Here is an 18504-nt window from a genome sequence, read left to right as displayed (position 1 = left end):
CTGTCCCAGTAAACCGGGGTCCTTTTCATCTGGCTAAAAATATCTTCGGGAGTGAAATGGCCCTGCGGGCCAAGAGGGGGCAGACAGCCCCCTTTTCCCGTTACCCCAATGCGCGCAACCGTTTAATAAGCGAGGACGTATCCCACCGATTCCCGCCCATTTTCTGCACATCCTTATAGAACTGATCAACCAAAGCCGTCACCGGCAGGGATGCCCCTGTTTCATCTGCGGTATCCAAGCAAATTCCCAGATCCTTGCGCATCCAGTCCACCGCGAAACCGTGCTCAAAATGATCGTCCAACATGGTTTCATAGCGGTTCGCCATCTGCCAACTTCCTGCGGCCCCCTGACTGATCACTTCCACAACCGCCCGGCCATCCAGCCCGGCTTTTTCGGCAAAATGCAGCGCCTCGCTGAGGCCCTGAACCAGTCCGGCAATGGCGATCTGGTTGCACATCTTGGTCATCTGACCGGCGCCACTGTCCCCAATGCGGCGGCAGATTTTGGAATAGACCTGCATAATGGGCTCGGCCGCGTCATAGGCAGCCTGATCCCCCCCGCACATGATCGACAGAACGCCGTTTTCGGCACCGGCCTGTCCGCCCGAGATCGGCGCATCTACAAAAGCGATTCCTGCAGTTTTCCCGGCACCATAAAGCTCTCGGGTTACCTTTGCGGAGACGGTCGTATGGTCGACGAAAACCGCGCCGCTGGACATTGCGCCGAAGGCGCCATCGTCGCCGGTGCAGACCATGCGAAGGTCATCATCATTGCCCACACAAGCCATGACAAACTCGGCTCGCTTAGCCGCCTCGCGCGGGGTAGCGGCCATTGAGCCGCCATATTGGGCGACCCAAGCCTCGGCCTTAGCGGTGGTTCGGTTGAAAACCGTGACCTCATGACCTGCAGCCTGCAGGTGGCCGGCCATTGGATATCCCATGACACCCAAACCAAGGAACGCAACTTTTGCCATTTGGTGAACCTCTCTGCTGTCCGGGTCCGGTCAGACGCCGCAAGCCGGATTGTTTGGCAGAGACAAAGCAAAGCTGAAGACAAAGGGCAACCCCGTGTCAGGGTTGTCCGCCCAAATCCTTCAGGATCGGACAATCAGGCCTGTCGTCGCCGGCGCAGGCGTCAATTAAATGACCCAACGTATCGCGCATCGCATTAAGGTCGGCAATCTTCGCTTCGATCTGGACCATATGCGCGCGGGCAACCTTCTTCACATCTGCACTTGCGCGGGATTCATCCTCATACAAGGCCATCAGGGTCCGGCAATCTTCGATCGTAAATCCCAATGCGCGGGCCCGGCCCAAAAAGTTCAGTTTGTGCACATCCTGACTGCGGAACCGGCGATAGCCATTATCATCGCGCAGGGGTTTGATCAGTCCGATATCTTCGTAATAGCGGATGGTCTTGGTAGGGAGACCGGTTTGGTTGGAAACGTCGCCGATATTCATGACGTCACCATTTGTGGAGCCGCCGTATGTGATCCCTCGGGCAGGCTGGCGCGAACCCTGCGAAGACGCAGCGCGTTTGTGACGACAAAGACGCTGGACAAAGCCATGGCTCCGGCCGCCAGAACCGGGGAAAGAAGCGGGCCGCCAAAAGGATACAGCAGCCCGGCGGCGACGGGGATCAGCAAAACGTTATATCCAAACGCCCAGCCCAGATTCTGACGGATATTGCCCATAGTCCGGCGGCTGATTTCAACCGCATTGGCGACCCCGCGCAGATCGCCCGACATCAGCACCACATCCGCCGTTTCAATCGCCACATCCGTGCCAGTTCCGATTGCAATGCCGACATCCGCCGCAGCCAATGCCGGGGCGTCGTTGATCCCGTCACCGACAAAGGCCAGCTCTCCGAACTGGTCGCGCAGGGCGTTGATTGTGGCGAGCTTTCCGTCCGGCAGGACCTCGGCTGTAACATGGTCAATGTCCAGCTTGTTTGCCAAAGCCTGCGCAGTTAGGGCGTTGTCCCCGGTGACCATCGCCAGCGTCAGGCCCATAGTGTGCAGCCTGTGCAAAGCTTCGATCGTGCCCGGTTTGACCGGATCCGAGACCGTAAGAAGTGCCGCAGCCTGACCGTTGATCGCGACGAACACAGGTGTCGCCCCTTCGGCGGCATGCTGGTCGGCCTGTTGGCTCAACGCGGATAGATCAATGCCGTTCTGCGCCATTAATCTGGGTGAGCCGATCAACAGATCGTGCCCATCAACGGACGCGTGCGCACCCAGCCCTGTTAGCGATTCAAAGCCGGAGATCGAGGGCAGGTCCGCCGGTCCGGCCCGCGTGATCGCCGTGGCAATCGGATGCTCGGACCGCGCCTCAACCGCAGCGGCCAGCCGCAGAACAGTATCGCGCTCAAACCCATTCGTGGTCGTAACATTCGCCAGTTCAGGACGCCCCAGTGTCAGCGTCCCGGTCTTGTCCAAAGCGATGATCTTAGCCTGTTGCAACTGCTGTAACGCATCACCTTTGCGAAACAGGACGCCCAGTTCGGCGGCTCGCCCAGTCCCCACCATGATCGAAGTCGGAGTCGCCAGCCCCATGGCGCAAGGACAGGCAATGATTAAAACCGAAACCCCTGCGACCAATGCCATCGGCAAGGTAGGAGCGGGGCCAAAGACCAGCCAGACCGCAATGGTCAGTAGGGCAACGCCAATCACAACGGGAACAAACCACGCCGTGATCCGGTCGACCAGCCCCTGTATCGGCAACTTGGCACCCTGAGCTTGCTGAACCATCTGGATCACCTGTGCCAGCACCGTTTCGGACCCAACCCGCGTGGCGCGCACGCGCAGCGCGCCCGTGCCGTTGACCGTGCCCCCTATCACCTGATCTTCGGCCGATTTCCCTATAGGAACGGGTTCGCCGGTAATCATGCTTTCATCAACGTATGAGGTGCCGTCCAACACTTGAGCATCCACTGGGACGCGCTCTCCGGGTCGGATCTGCAGCACATCGCCAACCAGGATTTCGGATATGGGCCGATCGACCGTGCCCCCGTCCTGTTCTAGCCGGGCTGTTTTCGGTTGAAGCCCGACCAGTTTGCGAATAGCGGCCCCGGTCCGGCCTTTTGCCCGCGCCTCCATCGCGCGACCCAGCAGGATAAGGACCACGATGACCGAGGCGGCCTCGTAATACACATTTGCACTGCCTTGCGGCAGAACCTGAGGCGCAAAGGTGGCCAGGACGGAATACAGATAGGCGGCACCGGTTCCCATCGCGACCAGCGCATTCATATCAGGTGTCCCGCGCAGCAAGGCCGGGATACCCTTGGCATAGAACACCCTTCCGGGGCCGATCAGCAGAACCGATGTCAGCACAAACTGGATGAGATGGCTGGTCTGAATCCCGATTGTCGCCTGAACCCAGTGGTGAAAGGCTGGGATCATGTGCCCGCCCATCTCGAGTATAAACACGGGCAAAGCCAGCGTTGCAGCGATCAGGGTGGTGCGGATCAGCGCAGAGGCTTCGCCCGGTTTCTCATCGTTGCTTTCGGCCATCCTGGAAGGGTGCGCCGGGTAGCCCGCTTTGGTGCTTAGCTGCGCCAGCTTCACAGGATCAGTTGCCCCGTCGGCAAAACAAATGGTCGCGGTTTCAGTGGCCAGGTTGACCCGAGCACTTATGACGGCCGGATCTGCGCAGAGTGCTCGTTCAATCCTTGCGACGCAAGAAGCACAACTCATTCCGTCAATCTGCAGAACGGCTTCTGCCACTGACACCGGATAACCAGCTTTGTCCAGCGCGCCGGTCAGGTCGCTGATCGGCCCGTCATAAGTGACCTGTGCGGTCTCGGTTGGGAAGTTGACCGAAGCCTCGGTAACCCCGGGAACATTGCGCAACGCAGATTCCACGCGGCCTACGCAGGATGCGCAGCTCATTTCGGTGACCTTCAGTCTGATAGCATGTGGGGTGGCCAATCGACTCATCCTGTCCTGTTTCCAACCCTAGATGGGGGTTCCAGTCACAGGAAGGTCAAGGGCAGAGATCATGATTTAGGCACAATCTCTTGTTTCGGGGGCCGTACGGTTCTTAGTCTTGGGTCAGTTTTTCCAGCAGCAGCGAATTATAAAGCGCGGGCGGGGATGTCCGAACAGCTTCGGGAGATGCGAAAAATCCCAGCATAAGAAAGGCAATCGACAAAGCGAAACCAAACAGGACTATGAAGGCTCGGTGCAGCGTTAACGTTATCATGATGTCAGTCCTTAAACCACAAGTTGGGGAATGCTTGGCACTGGGGCTTATTTCTTATTTTCCAGTTCCCGTTTCAGCCGGTCATTTTCCGCCTGAAGTTGGGCCAGCTGCTGGCCCAATTCGTTCAGGTGGGGGCGCAGCTCGGCCTCGGTGAATCGTGGGGTAATGTGACTTGGGCAATTCCAGTCCAGACCTTCGACCTTGATAATGACGGCGCGCTCTGCCGGGGTCTGGGTGCCTTCGGGGGAGAGGCTGGCAGCCGCCGCAGCGCCTTCGGCAATTTCGACACGCCCAAGTATTTTCAGGCGTCGCTGGTTGGCATAATCCATCAGGATCAGCGCAACCCGGTCATTGCCATCCAAATTCCCACGCGAGATATACTGTTTGTTGCCCGAAAGATCAGCATACCCGATGGTCTGCGCATCAAGTACTCGTAAAAACCCCGCGGGTCCGCCACGATACTGCACATATGGCCAGCCGGTCTCGGACACGGTTGATTGGTAGAACCCGTCGCGGGCCTCGATGAACTCTTTTTCGGCGGCTCTGATTTCGTGACCCTGCACAGGGCCGCTTTCCAGGAATTTCGCATAGGTTTTTGCCGATCCCATCCTTTCTTGATGGATGAGAACGGCAGGCGTGAAGGTTAGTTTGGAAAAAGCACGTGGCATAATAGGTCCTTTCTACAGGCCCAGATCAGACAGGTCGGGATGGTCGTCAGGGCGCGGACCAAGAGGCCAAAGGAAAACCCGATCCTGTTGCCTGATCGGAAGGTCGTTCAGCGAGGCATGACGTTTGGCCATCCGACCATCCCTATCGAATTCCCAGTTCTCGTTACCATATGAGCGGAACCACTGGCCGCTGTCGTTCCGCCATTCATAGGCATAGCGCACGGCAATACGGTTTTCCGAATAGGCCCAGAGTTCTTTGATCAGCCGGTACTCCTGCTCATTTCTCCACTTGCGGGTCAAAAGCGCGTGAATTTCAGCATGGCCCGCGACAAACTCCGCCCGATTCCGCCATTGGCTGTCCTCGGTATAGGCGGGCGTCACGATATCCGGATCGCGGCTGTTCCAAGCATTTTCAGCCATGCGGACCTTTTGTGTAGCGGTCTCAGCAGTGAATGGCGGCAGAGGGGGGCGGCTCATGTCATGATCCTTCAGGTTAGCGATGCAGCGAGCAGCGCAAGGGTCAACAGAAATGGGATGTACTGGCGGTTGAAGGGGCTGGTACGGCGTTTCATGACGGCTCCATGGTTAACTGATCGGTACATCGTGTCGTAAAGGTGTACTGATCGGTACCTCTTTGCAAGGGGTGCCTGTAAAATATCTAAAATTTTTCTCTATCCAGGTGGAAAATAAAGAGAATTTCCTGAACATTGGTGGCCCTTGCGGATTATGGAGGGTACAATTATGTACAGATCGGTACGTATAGGAGGCGAATCATGCGCCCAAACAAAAGGGATGAGCTGGTCCGCAAGGCCCTGAAGGTCTTTTATCGTGACGGTTTTCATGCGACCGGCATGGACAAGCTGGTGGCTGAGACGGGTGTGTCGAAGACTTCGATGTACAAACATTTCCGCACCAAGGAAGATCTGATTCTGGCGGCTTTGCGTCTGCGGGACGAGAATTTCCGCAACTGGTTCATGCGTCGTGTCGAGGAATTGGCCCACACCCCTGCGGACCAGTTGATTTCAAGCTTTGATGCACTGGGCGAGTGGTTCGCCGAAGACGGGTTTCGCGGCTGCATGTTCATCAAGGCTGGCGCCGAGTTCCAGGAGAAAGAGCACCCGATCCACGTGCAGGCGGCGGAGCACAAGCGGTTGTTGTTGGAATATTTCACGGATCTGGCCCGCAAAGCCGGTGCCTTCGACCCTGAAAGCCTGGGATGTCAGATTCTTCTGCTGAAAGAAGGGGCAATCGTGACGGCGGTTCTGTTGAAAAGCTGTGATCCCGCGCAAGATGCCAAAGCTGCAGCGCGGGTCTTGCTGGAAAACGCGTTGGCCGCACCGATCCCGTGACCCGGCGAAATCTTCCAAAAGACGTTGCGTAGCGTTTCATCCAACGCATTGGATTACTTGGCGGTCCAAATTACGCTGGCAGCAAGTTGATCTTGGAGGATGCGCAATGTCTCTTATTACCCCTACATCCAGCTGGGTGTCAGAAGAGCACCAGATGTTTGCCGAAATGGCGGACCGTTTCATGCAGGACGAACTGGTGCCCAATATCGAGCGCTGGACCGAAAACGGGGTTGTTGATCGTGCGTTCTGGCGCAAGGCCGGTGACATGGGACTGATGGCTGGCGCGATCACCGAAGAACACGGTGGTGTCGGTGGTGGCATGGGATTTGATGCTCTGACCATGTACGCCCAGACCTCGCACGGAGATTCCGGTTGGGGCTATGCGATCCAGTCGATTGTCGTCCACTATATCACCGCTTATGGCAGCGAAGATCAAAAGTTGAAATGGCTGCCGAAACTCGCCTCGGGCGAGATGATCGGCGCGCTGGCCATGACAGAGCCCGGAACCGGTTCCGATGTGCAGTCGATCCGCACAACTGCGGAAAAGAACGGTAACTCATACTGTCTGAACGGGTCCAAGATCTTTATCACCAATGGGCAATCTGCGGACTTGATCCTTGTGGCCGCAAAGACCGACAAGACCCAAGGGTCGAAAGGGGTATCGTTGGTCGCGGTCGAAACGCAGGGCGCAGATGGGTTCCGCAAGGGGCGGAACCTCAAGAAACTGGGCATGAAGTCCAATGACACGGCCGAGCTGTTCTTTGAGGACGTCAAGGTCCCGATGACAAACCTGATTGGTGCGGAAGAGGGGCAGGGTTTTTACCAGATGATGCGGCAACTTCCCTGGGAACGCCTGACGATTGCAATCGGTGCCCTGGGTGCGATTGATTTCGCGATTGCCGAAACAGTGAAATACACGCAGGAGCGCAAAGCCTTCGGTCAGCGCGTGATGGATTTCCAGAATACCCGCTTCAAGCTTGCCGAGTGTAAAACCAAGGCCGAAGTGCTGCGCAGTTTTGTCAACGACTGTATTGCCCGGCTTGAGGCTGGAACTTTGGATGCATCGACCGCGTCGATGGCCAAATACTGGGGGTCTGAGGTGCAGAATGAGATCATGCACGAATGTCTGCAGCTGTTTGGTGGCTATGGGTTCATGATGGAATATCCGATTGCTCGGCTTTACGCGGATGCGCGGGTTCAGATGATCTATGGCGGGACAAATGAGATCATGAAGGAACTCATCGCTCGGTCGTTGGACACATAATCCTGTTCGGAACGCTCCCGCCCCGCAGTTTTCTAGGGTGGTCGGAATGGCCCGGTCACGAGATTTGGTCGACTTGGCCTTGCAGCCAAGAACAGAACGACTTCAGCGGCTCGGATGCCACCCGGGATTGCGGCCAGACCAGAAAGAAATCGCCCAGACTGACGCCCGGGCCTTTCCAGGCGGGAACGAGTCGCCCGGTTTTCAGGTCGTCTTCGACCAGATAGCTGGGCAGCAGCGCCACCCCAAGCCCATGAATTGTGGCTTGTCCCATGGTCGAGAATTGGTCGAACAACATGCCGCCAAGCCCTGATGCCACAAGCCCTTGTGCGGCAAACCATTGCTCCCAGGCATCAGGGCGCGTTTCCAGGTGCAGCAGCGGGGCATTCATTAGCCAGTCAATCTGTTCCGGGTTTTTGGGCAGAATTTCCGGAGCGCAAACCGGTACAACATTTTCACGCATGATCGGCAGGTAGTTGACGCCGTGCCAATCTCGACGCCCGAAATGAATCGCGGCGTCGAAATGTTCCGTTTCGAAATCGAAGGGGCGAAGCCGGGTGTTCAGATTGACGGTCACCTCGGGATGTCGGCGAGCAAAGTCCTGAAGACGCGGCGCCAGCCAATGCATCCCAAACGCCGGCAGGATCGACAGGTTCAGCGATCCTCCGGTCGGATTGGCTCTGAGTTTTAGGGAGGCCTGCGCCAGTTGGTGCAAGCTTTTGCGCGCGACCTGAACGTATTCTTTTGCCGCCGGGGTAAGCTGCAGCCGCATCTGGGTTCGCTGGATCAGTTCGATGCCCAGCTGTTCCTCCATCGACTTGAGCTGTCGGCTGATGGCGCTTTGGGTCAGCGAAAGCTCTTCCGCTGCCGCTGAAGCACTGCCAAGGCGGTCAACGGCCTCGAGTGCCAGCAGAGAGGGGATAGACGGCAGAAAACGACGGGGGGCGATCATATGATAATTCCTCATACCTTTCGGATGGAATATCACTGGCTTTTAGGGCCCGCCAGCCCGATACCAAATGAATATTTTGGTCAAGAGAGACGTTGGCAGTGTCCAGGGAAATCGCAGCAGATAGTTTTAGGCGTGCAGACAGGCTGCGCGGGATTGAGTTGTCAGAGATTGTTCAGATCTCTGAGCAGGCTGCGCGCCTTAAGGCGCAGGGTGTCGATGTGGTCGCGCTCAGTACCGGCGAGCCTGATTTTCCGACCCCTGAACATGTGGTCGAAGCGGCTCATCAAGCGGCGCTGGCCGGGCAAACACGGTACCCGGCGACGGCAGGGGCGCCGGACCTCCGGGCGGCCATAGCCGAGGACGCCGGTGTGCAGTCGCAAAACGTGATCGTCTCAACCGGGGCCAAACAGGTTTTGTCGGGCGCGCTGATGGCAACGCTGGACCCCGGGGATGAGGTGATCACCGCCGCGCCGTTCTGGACCAGCTATGCGGATATGGTCAGACTGTCCGGCGGAGTTCCGGTCGTTCTGGACTGTCCTGTGTCTCAGGGGTTCAAACTGACCCCCGCACAGCTTGAGGCCGCGATTACGCTGCGCACCCGTTGGCTTTTGCTGAACACTCCCTCAAATCCGACCGGCGCCGTCTATACAGAATCGGAACTGCAGGCGTTGGGCCGCGTCTTGGACAGGCATCCCCATGTCTGGGTGATCTCGGATGAGATTTATCAGCATCTGTCCTATGTCCCGTTCACGCCCTTTGTTCAGGCCCTGCCGCATCTGGCGGATCGGGTGCTGACCGTGAACGGGGTTTCCAAGGCATATTCGATGACCGGGTGGCGGATCGGTTGGGGCATCGGGCCGTCCCCCCTGATCAAGGCGATGATCGCTGTTCAGGGACAGATTACATCTGGCGCATGTTCCATCGCGCAGGCCGCAGCGCTGGCTGCAATCACCGGGCCGCAAACGCTTTTGGGCGAACGCCTGCAGGCAATGCGGGCGCGCCGTGATCTTGTGGTTGAGGGGTTGAATGCCGCCGGTCTGGAATGCGCCGTTCCGGATGGCGCGTTCTATGTCTTTCCCAAAACACCGGCTGAAATGCCAGTCGATCACGAATTCTGCCGGTATCTGCTGGACGAAGTCGGGGTGGCACTGGTGCCGGGGCGTGCCTTTGGTTTGCCGGGCCATCTGCGGCTTTCTTTTGCTTACGCCACCGAAAGCCTGCAAGAAGGGTTGCGGCGCATTTCTGTTGCGACCGCCAGATTGAAGTAGAGGGGCCGCCATGGATCGCGCTCAGATCGTTCATGAGAATTTCCTGACACGTGTGGCGCAAGGCCACCTGCCTGACGGCGCAGCCCCGCGCCCCGGACTTAGCAATACCGAGGCGGTGTCGCTGTACCGGTCGCAGGTTCTCAGCCGGGCGTTGGACCGGACCAGCCGCGCGATGCAGAAGGCGGGGCAGGGGTTCTACACGATCGGCTCGTCCGGCCACGAAGGCATGGCGGCTGTCGCCCACGCGCTGCGGCCCACGGATATCGCGTTTCTGCACTACCGGGATGCCGCCTTTCAGATCGCACGTTCCGAACAAGTGCCGGGCCAGCAAATCGCCTGGGATATGTTGCTGAGTTTCGCCTGCTCGAAAGAGGACCCGATCTCGGGTGGCCGGCACAAGGTGCTGGGTTCAAAGGCGCTGATGATCCCGCCGCAGACCTCGACCATCGCCAGCCATCTGCCCAAGGCCGTGGGTGCGGCCTATTCGATTGGCGCGGCGCGGCGGCACCCGCCCGAGCATCGTGAGCTGCCTGCGGACGGGATCGCCATGTGTTCCTTCGGGGACGCATCGGCCAACCACTCGACTGCGCAGGGGGCGATCAATACGGCGGGGTGGACCAGCGTACAGTCGACCCCTTTGCCCCTGTTGTTCGTCTGTGAGGATAACGGGATCGGTATCTCGGTCAGAACGCCAAAGGGATGGGTTCAAGCGTCGATGCAGCACCGGCCGGGGATCAAATATTTTCAGGCCAACGGTTTGGATATTTTCGAAACCTATGCGGTTGCGAAAGAGGCAGCGGAATACGTGCGCACTCGGCGCAAACCGGCTTTCCTGCATCTAAGAACCGTTCGGCTTTATGGCCATGCGGGGGCGGACGTCCCGACGACCTATATGGCGAAATCCGAAGTCGAAGCTGATGAGGCAAATGATCCGCTGCTGCATTCGGTGCGGCTGTTGGAACAGGCCGGGGCGCTATCGTCGGATCAGGCGCTGAAGATATATCAGGATACCTGCGCCCGCACCGACAGGATCGCGGCAGAGGCCGTGACCCGCCCGCATCTGACCACCGCGTCCGAAGTCATGGCCAGCTTGATCCCGCCAAAGCGCGACTGCAAACCCACCAATGGTCCGGGGGCCGAGGCCCGTGCAGCCGCTTTTGGCGGCGACATGCGCGCGATGGACGATCCCCAGCCGATGAGTCGTCTGATCAACTGGGCACTGACCGATCTGATGCTGGAACACGCCGAGATCGTGTGTATGGGCGAAGATGTGGGACGCAAGGGTGGCGTCTATGGCGTGACCCAAAAGCTGCAACAGCGGTTCGGCCCGGATCGGGTAATCGACACGCTGTTGGACGAACAGTCCATTCTGGGGCTGGCCATCGGTATGGGGCATAACGGCTTTGTCCCGATCCCTGAAATTCAGTTTCTTGCCTATTTGCACAATGCCGAGGACCAGATCAGGGGCGAGGCCGCGACCTTGCCGTTTTTCTCGAACGGGCAATTCACCAACCCGATGGTCCTGCGGATCGCCGGGCTGGGATATCAGAAGGGTTTCGGGGGGCATTTCCACAACGACAACTCGCTGGCAGTACTGCGCGATATTCCCGGTGTGATCATTGCCTGCCCTTCGACCGGTGCGGACGCGGTGCAGATGCTGCGCGAATGCGTAAGGCTGGCGCGCGAAGAACAACGCGTTGTAGTATTCCTGGAACCCATCGCGCTTTATCCGATGCGCGACCTCCATCAGGCACAAGATGCCGGATGGATGACGACCTATCCTTCGCCGGATCGCAGCATCCGCCTGGGCGAGGTCGGGGTACAGGGGGACGGCACCGATCTGGCGATTGTGACCTATGGCAACGGCCACTACCTGTCGCAGCAAGCCTTGCCCGAACTTGAGGCCGCAGGAATCCGAACCCGGATTATCGACATGCGATGGTTGGCTCCATTACCTGCAGAAGCGTTGCGCGAGGCCACCAAAACCTGTGCGCATATTCTGGTCGTTGACGAATGCCGCCGGACCGGAAGCCAGTCAGAGGCGCTGACAACTTTCTTCGTCGAAGAAAGCCCCGACACACCAATCGCCCGCGTAGTGGCAGAAGACAGCTTTATCGCGACCGGGCCTGCATATGCTGCGCCATTGCCGTCAATGGATAATATTGTCGCCGCTGCGCTCAATCTGACTGGAAACCGCTCATGACCCGCACTGCCGTCGTGATCTGCCCGGGTCGGGGCACCTATAACAAGGCCGAGCTGGGGTATTTGCACCGACATCACGCAAGCCGGATGCAGATGTTTGGCAATTTTGACGCCATCCGTGCCAATGCGGGGCAAGCGGCAGTCACGGCGCTGGACGGTGCTGATCGGTTCACGGTCAGTAAGTACTCGCGCGGTGATGTGGCCTCACCCCTGATTTATGCGGCCTCTTTGGCCGATGCTCAGGCGCTTGCTGATGACATTGAGGTGGTCGCCGTCACCGGCAACTCGATGGGCTGGTACATCGCCTTGGCCGCCGGAGGCGCGGTGTCGCCCGAGGATGGCTTTCGTGTGGTGAATACAATGGGGACGCTGATGCAGGACCACCTAATTGGTGGGCAGCTCGTATACCCATTCACAGACAATAGCTGGGCGGATGACCCACAGCGTAAGGCTGAATTGCTGGCCGATGTGGCGCAGATCAACGCGCAGGACGGTCAGGTGCTGGCATTGTCGATTGATTTGGGCGGAATGCTGGTTCTAGCGGGTAACGAAGAGGGCTTGCGCGCGTTCGAGGCATCGTGGCCGAGTGTGCAAGACAGGTTCCCCATGAGGTTGGCAAATCACGCCGCATTTCACACCCACCTTCAAGCTCCGGTGGCTGCGGAAGGGCGCACGCAACTTGGTGCGGAGCTGTTCAAACAGCCTGACCGGCCTCTGATCGACGGGCGTGGCAAAATCTGGTGGCCGGGTGCGACGGACACGCAGGCACTGTGGGATTACACCCTGGGGCATCAGGTGACCGCGGCCTATGACTTCACCCACGCAATCCAGACCGCCGCGCGCGAATTCGCGCCTGACCTGTTCATCGTGACAGGCCCCGGAGCGACTTTGGGCGGTGCCGTTGCGCAATCGCTGGTTCTGGCCGGGTGGCAGGGGATGTGCGATCGGGCAGCGTTTCAGTCGCAGCAAGAGGCGCGGCCTTTCCTGATCGCGATGGGGCGTGAGGATCAAAGGGCTCTTGCGACGACCTGATCCCGCGTCCTAATGGTTTTTGACACCGCAAGGAGTCCGCATTGAGCGACTACGATCAATCCCTTTGGCTACACACCTGCCGCGAGCATGTGGAGAGCGCCCCGCTGACCAGCGATTTGTCTGTGGACCTTGCGGTGATCGGCGGCGGTTATACTGGCTGTTCCGCGGCTTTGACGGCCGCACGGGCCGGTGCCTCGGTCTGTGTGCTTGAAGCGCAAGAGATCGGGCATGGGGGGTCTGGGCGCAATGTGGGGCTGGTTAATGCTGGGCTCTGGGTACGCCCTGCGGAAATCTGCGCTCATCTGGGGGATGCGGCCGGAACACGTCTGATCGAAATCCTTGCGGCGGCCCCAAGTGAAGTATTCAGCGTGATCCAGACACATGGGATCGAGTGCGAGCCGATGCGCGCGGGCACGTTGCATTGTGCGCATTCTGGCTCTGGTCTTGCTGATTTGAAAATACGCCATGCACAGTTGCGTCAGGCAGGCGCTCCGGTCGAGTTGCTGTCGTCGGACAAGACGTACCAGCGCACGGGCAGCGCCACCTTTCGTGGAGCTCTGTTCGACCCGCGCGCCGGAACGATCCAGCCGATGGCATATGTGCGTGGTCTGGCCCGCGCGGCTGCCGCAATCGGGGCACGCGTTCACACGCATAGCCCAGTGATGACGATGCGCCATGTCGATGGCCAGTGGCTGTTGGAAACCACGCAGGCCACGGTGCGCGCCAAATCAGTGATCCAGGCCACCAACGCGTATCATAAAAACCTGCCCGACACGTCGCCGGCCTATGTTCCTGTCTCGTATTTTCAATTCGCCACCGCGCCTTTGTCCGACAATCTGCGCGCCAGTATTTTGCCCGGAGCCGAAGGATGTTGGGATACCGGCCTGATCATGACCTCTTTCCGAATGGATCACGAAGGGCGCTTTATCCTCGGCGCAATGGGCAATCTAGAACATGCGGGCAGCGCCGCGCATACCGGATGGATCAAGCGCAAACTGTCAGAGCTTTATCCTCAGCTTGCGGATCAACCCTTGCAGCAGGGATGGCATGGCCGCATTGCGATGACCTCGGATCACATTCCCAAGATCACTCGGATCGGACCGGATGCGGTTTCGATCCATGGCTATTCAGGCCGGGGTATCGGGCCGGGCACGGTGTTTGGCCGTATGGCGGCTGAGAGCCTTTTGGCAGGGGATCCAGCGTTGCTGCCAGTTCCCGCTGTGGCGGAACATACTGAACGCTGGACCCGCCTGCGTCACGCCTACTTTGAAACCGGTGCTGCACTGGCCCATTTGGTCAAGGCCCGCTGAGATCAGCGGCGATGGCCTCGACCCGCGCGCGCAACCAACGATGCGCCGGGTCATTGGCCGACCTTTGGTGCCAGACCATGTAAAGCGGAACCGGGGTGCATTCAAAGGGCAAATGCGCACAGTCCAACCCGGCCAGAGGACCTTGTCTCATCAAGGCGGTATCGGTCGAGATCAATGAGCTGCCCCGCACAAAGGCCGGAATCGCGTTGAAATGGGGCAGGGTAACAATCGGCGCTCTGATCTGGCTTTGATCAACACCCCGCATGACGGCACGGGCGTTGCGGCCATCGGCAAAGCGCACCTCGATATGGTCGCTCTCGCAGTAGGTCTGCCAACTGTTTGGCGGGGTGCAATGGCTGGCATCATAAAACATCATCAGCGGGCTTTCGAGCAGCCGTTTCTGGTAAATGTCCGGCCCATCCGGCGGCAGAGGGGTGACCATCAACTGACACCGGTCGCTGCGCAACAGGTCCGGATCGGGAACGCCCGATGGGATGAACTCTAACCGTAGCCGTGCACCCTCGGCGCGTGTGTCGCGCAACAGCCTTGGGAATATCACTTCGCGAGGCATGTCATTTGTGGCGATGCGAATGTCGATCTGTTCGGATAACGGGTCAAAGGGGCGACCGTCGGTCAAGGCACGCATCCCGTCCAGCACCGTTTGAATAGGGTCCTTCAGGGACAAGGCCCGTTCGGTCGGGGTCAGGCCCTGACCTGAACGTACAAACAACGGATCGCCCAGCACCTGCCGCAGTTTGGACAGCGTGTGGCTGATTGCCGATTGCGTGACCCCCAGCCGATCGGCTGCTTTCGAGACCGAGCTTTCCTCGAGTATTGTCAGAAAGACCCGCAGGACTTTGCCGTCCAAATCAGTGAAATCATTTTTATTCATATTATTTATGATTAAGTATGAATGGTATTGCTGTCTACCGGGCATTAAGGGTCAGACGGGCAAGGGGAGGCACGCTATGGGAATCCGTTTCTTTTCAGACCGGAACAGGCCAGTTCATATGGGCGGCTACCCGCTAGAGCGGTTGGCGCGGCAGGACACAATGCCGGACCTGTCTCAGGTGACGCCTATGGGCGATCTTAGCTTTCGCCGACCCGATCAGCCCCACAGCATCGTCAATGCGATGGGTGAGTTTCAGGCGATGATGGATGCGATCCGCAACGGGCTGGTGAACACGGCAATGGCCGATATCCCGTCAGAGCCGCGCGAACGTGCCAACCATTTGAAGGCCTTTGGTTATTTCAACGATGCGTCGATGATCGGATGCGGTCCGCTGCCGTCCGACGCGCTGTTATCCGCGCCACGCCGTAATCCCGATATCGACCGGCTGTCAGATGCCTTAAGAACTCGGCAGACCAAGACACTGGCCTCGGGTATTGACGTCATCATGGCGGATTTGAAAGACAGTATCGAGGCTGCACCCAAACCGATTGACAGCCACCGCCATGCAATCGTGTTCCTATATGAACACAACCGTGACCCGGACCCGTCCGAGCCCGGAGCCGATTGGATCGTGGATGCGCAGGATCATCGCGCTTGTTTGTTGGCGACCGAAAATGCGGTGGTTATTGCCAACTACATCCGCCTGCTTGGCTTTGATGCGCGGGCGCATACGGCGATGTCGTCGGACGTTGATCTGGGCAAACTGGCGGTCGCTGCGGGTCTTGCCACGGTTGAAGGCGGAAAGCTTGTCGCCCCTTGGCTTGGGACTCGGTTCGGGCTGGCCGTAGTGACGACCGAGATGGAGATCGCCCATGACCGCCCGCTGTGCCCGATGGCCCAGCAACCGCGGTTTCGCACACAAGGGCCGGCATGGTGGTTGGGGGCGGGTTTTGCCAAGAATGCGTTGAACCGAGACTCCTATGCCAAACGGCGCTATGTCGACGGCGCGCATCCCTTCGAAAAGCTTAAGCGTGTCGAAACGCCGACAACTTATATTGACGAGGAAAACGTTGCACGCGTCCCCAAACGGGCTGACATGTTTGCCCGGGCGCAATTCGGCGACATGGGTAAGACTCTGCAGGACGCCGCCAAGGGTGGGCATTATGTGCGCAAGGCGGCCCCCAGTTTCGCGCAACGGCGCGCGCTGGGCGCGTTTGTTCTGCTGCAGGATGGCGACAGTGCCCAGACCACGCCACCGACAGATGCCGCCCGGAACGCCGCCAATATCAAGGCCGCGACCTATTTTCTGGGTGCGGATGCCGTCGGTCTCAGCCGGTGCCCCGATTGGGCGTGGTATTCACATGATGCTGCCGGAGAAGAGATCACGCCGCCGCATGATCAAGCCATCAGCATGATCATTGATCAGGGTTACGAGACCATGGAAGGGTCCAGTGGTGACGACTGGATTGCAGTGGCCCAATCCATGCGCGCCTATCTGCGGTTCTCGCTTTTGGGTGGGGTCGTTGCACAGCAGATCCGCAACCTTGGGTACAAGGCAAAGGCCCATACGGTGATGGATGGCGAGGTGCTGCAGCCTCCGCTTTTGCTGTTGTCGGGACTGGGAGAGGTCAGCCGGATTGGCGAGGTCATCCTGAACCCCTATTTGGGCCCGCGTCTGAAATCCGGTGCGGTCACAACAGATATGCCTCTGGCTCATGACAAGCCGATAGATTTCGGACTGCAGAGTTTTTGTGAAAGCTGCAACAAATGCGCGCGAGAATGCCCCTCGGGGGCGATCACCGCCGGGCCAAAACTGATGTTCAACGGCTATGAAATCTGGAAGTCCGACAGCCAGAAATGCGCGACTTACCGGGTGACAACATCGGGTGGTGCGATGTGCGGGCGGTGCATGAAAACCTGCCCATGGAATCTGGAAGGCATCTTCAAGGAACGTCCCTTCCGTTGGGCCGCGATGAACTTCCCCCAAGCCGCGCCAGCGCTGGCGAAACTGGACGATGCGGTGGGCAATGGTGGCTTGAACGACACCAAGAAATGGTGGTGGGATATCGAATTGCAGCCCGACGGCGCGTATCGCCCGACCCAGCATCCGCTGAACCGGCGCAACCTGCAGACGGACCTTGCCCTGAAATATGAGGATCAGACGCTGGCGGTCTATCCCGCCTATCTGGCCCCGCATCCCTGGCCCTATCCTTTTGCCATGGACCGCGAAGCCGGGATTGCAGCTTATGAAGCGATGGTCACGGCAGAGGAGTACAAGGCACGCAAGGCCGCCGGGGACATGTCTGTTGTTCACAACTATTCGATCGCAGGTGATGCCCCTGTCATGCGGGTCGAGCTGAGCATGGTCGACCGGATGACGGATGATGTGACCAAATATGAGTTCGCGACGCTGGATGGCGCGCCGCTGCCTCAGTGGACCGCAGGCGCCCATCTGGACGTGCTGGTCGCGCCAGAGTTCCTGCGGCAATATTCAATGTCCGGCAATCCGGCGAACCCAGCGACCTATCAGATCGGTGTCTTGCGCGAGGATGAGGGGCGGGGCGGCTCGGCCCTGTTGCACCGGATTTTTACCGAAGGGCGCAAGGTTTTCATCTCGAAACCCATCAACCATTTCGAACTGGATGAGACCGCCACCAGGACATTCCTGATGGGCGGCGGGATCGGCATCACGCCGATGATCGCCTTTGCCCACCGCCTGCACAGTCTGGGCAAACCCTTTGACCTGCATTACTCGGCCAGTACCCGCGCCGGGGCGGGGTATCTGGACGATCTGGCCGCAATGCCCTGGGCCGATCACGTGCACTATCATTTCTCGGACGAAGGTACGCGCGCTGATTTACAGTCAATCCTGTCGGGATATCAGGCAGGTTGGCACGTCTATACCTGCGGCCCGGATCGGTACATGGAAGGCGTGATGCAGGCAGCGGAACGTCAGGGGTTCCCAGACGAGGCGCGGCATCTGGAGTATTTCTCCGTTCCCGAGCAGCCCGAATATGAGAACCATTCTTTCACGCTGAAACTGGCCAAATCGGGGCGAGAGCTGCAGGTTCCCGCCGACAAACACGCGGCGCAGGTGCTGAACGAAGCCGGAATTCAGGTCGACGTGAAATGTTCGGACGGAATTTGCGGCGTCTGTAAATGCGGTGTGATTTCGGGTGAAATCGAGCACAGGGATTTCGTGCTGTCGAACAAGCAGCGCGAAGGCGCAATCATCCTGTGCCAAAGCCGTGCTGCGGACCCGGACGGGGTGGTCGAGATCGACCTCTGATCCGAGGTCTGGAAACGACATTTCGGGATCGAAAAATAGGTCGTTCTTGCCATGGACGCCAGTGTGTTGCTGCACTAAC

At 58.8% G+C, this 18504-nt stretch carries 15 protein-coding genes; 7 read left to right on the top strand and 8 right to left on the bottom strand.

What is annotated here, in order from left to right:
• Nucleotides 1-100: 100 nt before the first annotated feature.
• The 6 genes from AC2FH6_RS05675 to AC2FH6_RS05650 form a co-directional block, all read right to left on the bottom strand.
• Nucleotides 101-973, bottom strand: coding sequence for an NAD(P)-dependent oxidoreductase (locus AC2FH6_RS05675; protein WP_496701636.1), 873 nt, complete (start codon nucleotides 971-973; stop codon nucleotides 101-103).
• Between the two features lie 97 nt (nucleotides 974-1070).
• Nucleotides 1071-1460: a Cu(I)-responsive transcriptional regulator gene (gene cueR / locus AC2FH6_RS05670; RefSeq protein WP_496700755.1), complete on the bottom strand. Its 390-nt coding sequence runs from the start codon at nucleotides 1458-1460 to the stop codon at nucleotides 1071-1073.
• Entirely contained in the window at nucleotides 1457-3937 is a 2481-nt protein-coding gene (locus tag AC2FH6_RS05665; RefSeq protein WP_496701634.1) for a heavy metal translocating P-type ATPase, read from the bottom strand. The genes cueR and AC2FH6_RS05665 overlap by 4 nt, the downstream gene beginning before the upstream one ends.
• Before the next feature lie 103 nt (nucleotides 3938-4040).
• The gene (locus tag AC2FH6_RS05660; RefSeq protein WP_496696238.1) at nucleotides 4041-4202 is read right to left on the bottom strand and encodes a hypothetical protein; all 162 of its coding nucleotides are present in this window, start codon (nucleotides 4200-4202) and stop codon (nucleotides 4041-4043) included.
• A gap of 47 nt (nucleotides 4203-4249) precedes the next feature.
• On the bottom strand, nucleotides 4250-4870 hold the full coding sequence (locus AC2FH6_RS05655; RefSeq protein ID WP_496691710.1) for a pyridoxamine 5'-phosphate oxidase family protein: 621 nt from the start codon (nucleotides 4868-4870) through the stop codon (nucleotides 4250-4252).
• A 12-nt stretch (nucleotides 4871-4882) separates the two neighbouring features.
• A complete protein-coding gene (locus AC2FH6_RS05650) occupies nucleotides 4883-5347 on the bottom strand; it encodes a nuclear transport factor 2 family protein (RefSeq protein WP_496691709.1) in 465 nt (154 codons plus the stop codon).
• Between the two features lie 296 nt (nucleotides 5348-5643).
• Here AC2FH6_RS05650 and AC2FH6_RS05645 point away from each other — a divergent pair, with 296 nt between their 5' ends.
• On the top strand, nucleotides 5644-6219 hold the full coding sequence (locus tag AC2FH6_RS05645; RefSeq protein WP_496696234.1) for a TetR/AcrR family transcriptional regulator: 576 nt from the start codon (nucleotides 5644-5646) through the stop codon (nucleotides 6217-6219).
• 106 nt (nucleotides 6220-6325) lie between these two features.
• Nucleotides 6326-7483 (top strand): acyl-CoA dehydrogenase family protein, encoded by a 1158-nt coding sequence (locus tag AC2FH6_RS05640; protein ID WP_496701632.1) that lies wholly within the window; start codon nucleotides 6326-6328, stop codon nucleotides 7481-7483.
• A 55-nt stretch (nucleotides 7484-7538) separates the two neighbouring features.
• Here AC2FH6_RS05640 and AC2FH6_RS05635 read toward each other — a convergent pair whose 3' ends face one another.
• On the bottom strand, nucleotides 7539-8432 hold the full coding sequence (locus tag AC2FH6_RS05635; RefSeq protein WP_142635780.1) for a LysR substrate-binding domain-containing protein: 894 nt from the start codon (nucleotides 8430-8432) through the stop codon (nucleotides 7539-7541).
• Between the two features lie 98 nt (nucleotides 8433-8530).
• Between AC2FH6_RS05635 and AC2FH6_RS05630 the strand changes: the two genes are divergently transcribed.
• From AC2FH6_RS05630 to AC2FH6_RS05615, 4 genes are read left to right on the top strand one after another with little or no spacing between them, the layout of a single operon-like run.
• Entirely contained in the window at nucleotides 8531-9700 is a 1170-nt protein-coding gene (locus AC2FH6_RS05630) for a pyridoxal phosphate-dependent aminotransferase (RefSeq protein WP_496701630.1), read from the top strand.
• Nucleotides 9701-9710: 10 nt separating this feature from the next.
• Nucleotides 9711-11903: a dehydrogenase E1 component subunit alpha/beta gene (locus tag AC2FH6_RS05625; protein WP_496701629.1), complete on the top strand. Its 2193-nt coding sequence runs from the start codon at nucleotides 9711-9713 to the stop codon at nucleotides 11901-11903.
• Nucleotides 11900-12934, top strand: coding sequence for an ACP S-malonyltransferase (locus AC2FH6_RS05620; RefSeq protein WP_496701627.1), 1035 nt, complete (start codon nucleotides 11900-11902; stop codon nucleotides 12932-12934). Before AC2FH6_RS05625 ends, AC2FH6_RS05620 begins: the two co-directional genes overlap by 4 nt.
• A 41-nt stretch (nucleotides 12935-12975) precedes the next feature.
• Nucleotides 12976-14244 (top strand): NAD(P)/FAD-dependent oxidoreductase, encoded by a 1269-nt coding sequence (locus AC2FH6_RS05615; RefSeq protein ID WP_496701625.1) that lies wholly within the window; start codon nucleotides 12976-12978, stop codon nucleotides 14242-14244.
• Here the strand turns inward: AC2FH6_RS05615 and AC2FH6_RS05610 are convergent.
• Complete coding sequence (locus AC2FH6_RS05610; protein WP_496701623.1) at nucleotides 14231-15136, bottom strand: LysR family transcriptional regulator; 906 nt, start codon at nucleotides 15134-15136, stop codon at nucleotides 14231-14233. The two genes, AC2FH6_RS05615 and AC2FH6_RS05610, sit on opposite strands and share 14 nt — an antisense overlap.
• 76 nt (nucleotides 15137-15212) lie before the next feature.
• Between AC2FH6_RS05610 and AC2FH6_RS05605 the strand changes: the two genes are divergently transcribed.
• Nucleotides 15213-18425 carry a reductive dehalogenase gene (locus AC2FH6_RS05605; RefSeq protein ID WP_496701621.1) on the top strand — a complete coding sequence of 1071 codons (3213 nt, stop codon included), beginning with the start codon at nucleotides 15213-15215 and terminating at the stop codon, nucleotides 18423-18425.
• Nucleotides 18426-18504 lie beyond the last annotated feature (79 nt).

The organism is Ruegeria sp. CDSC045, assembly GCF_059610725.1.
This window is presented reverse-complemented; position numbering and strand designations above follow the sequence as displayed.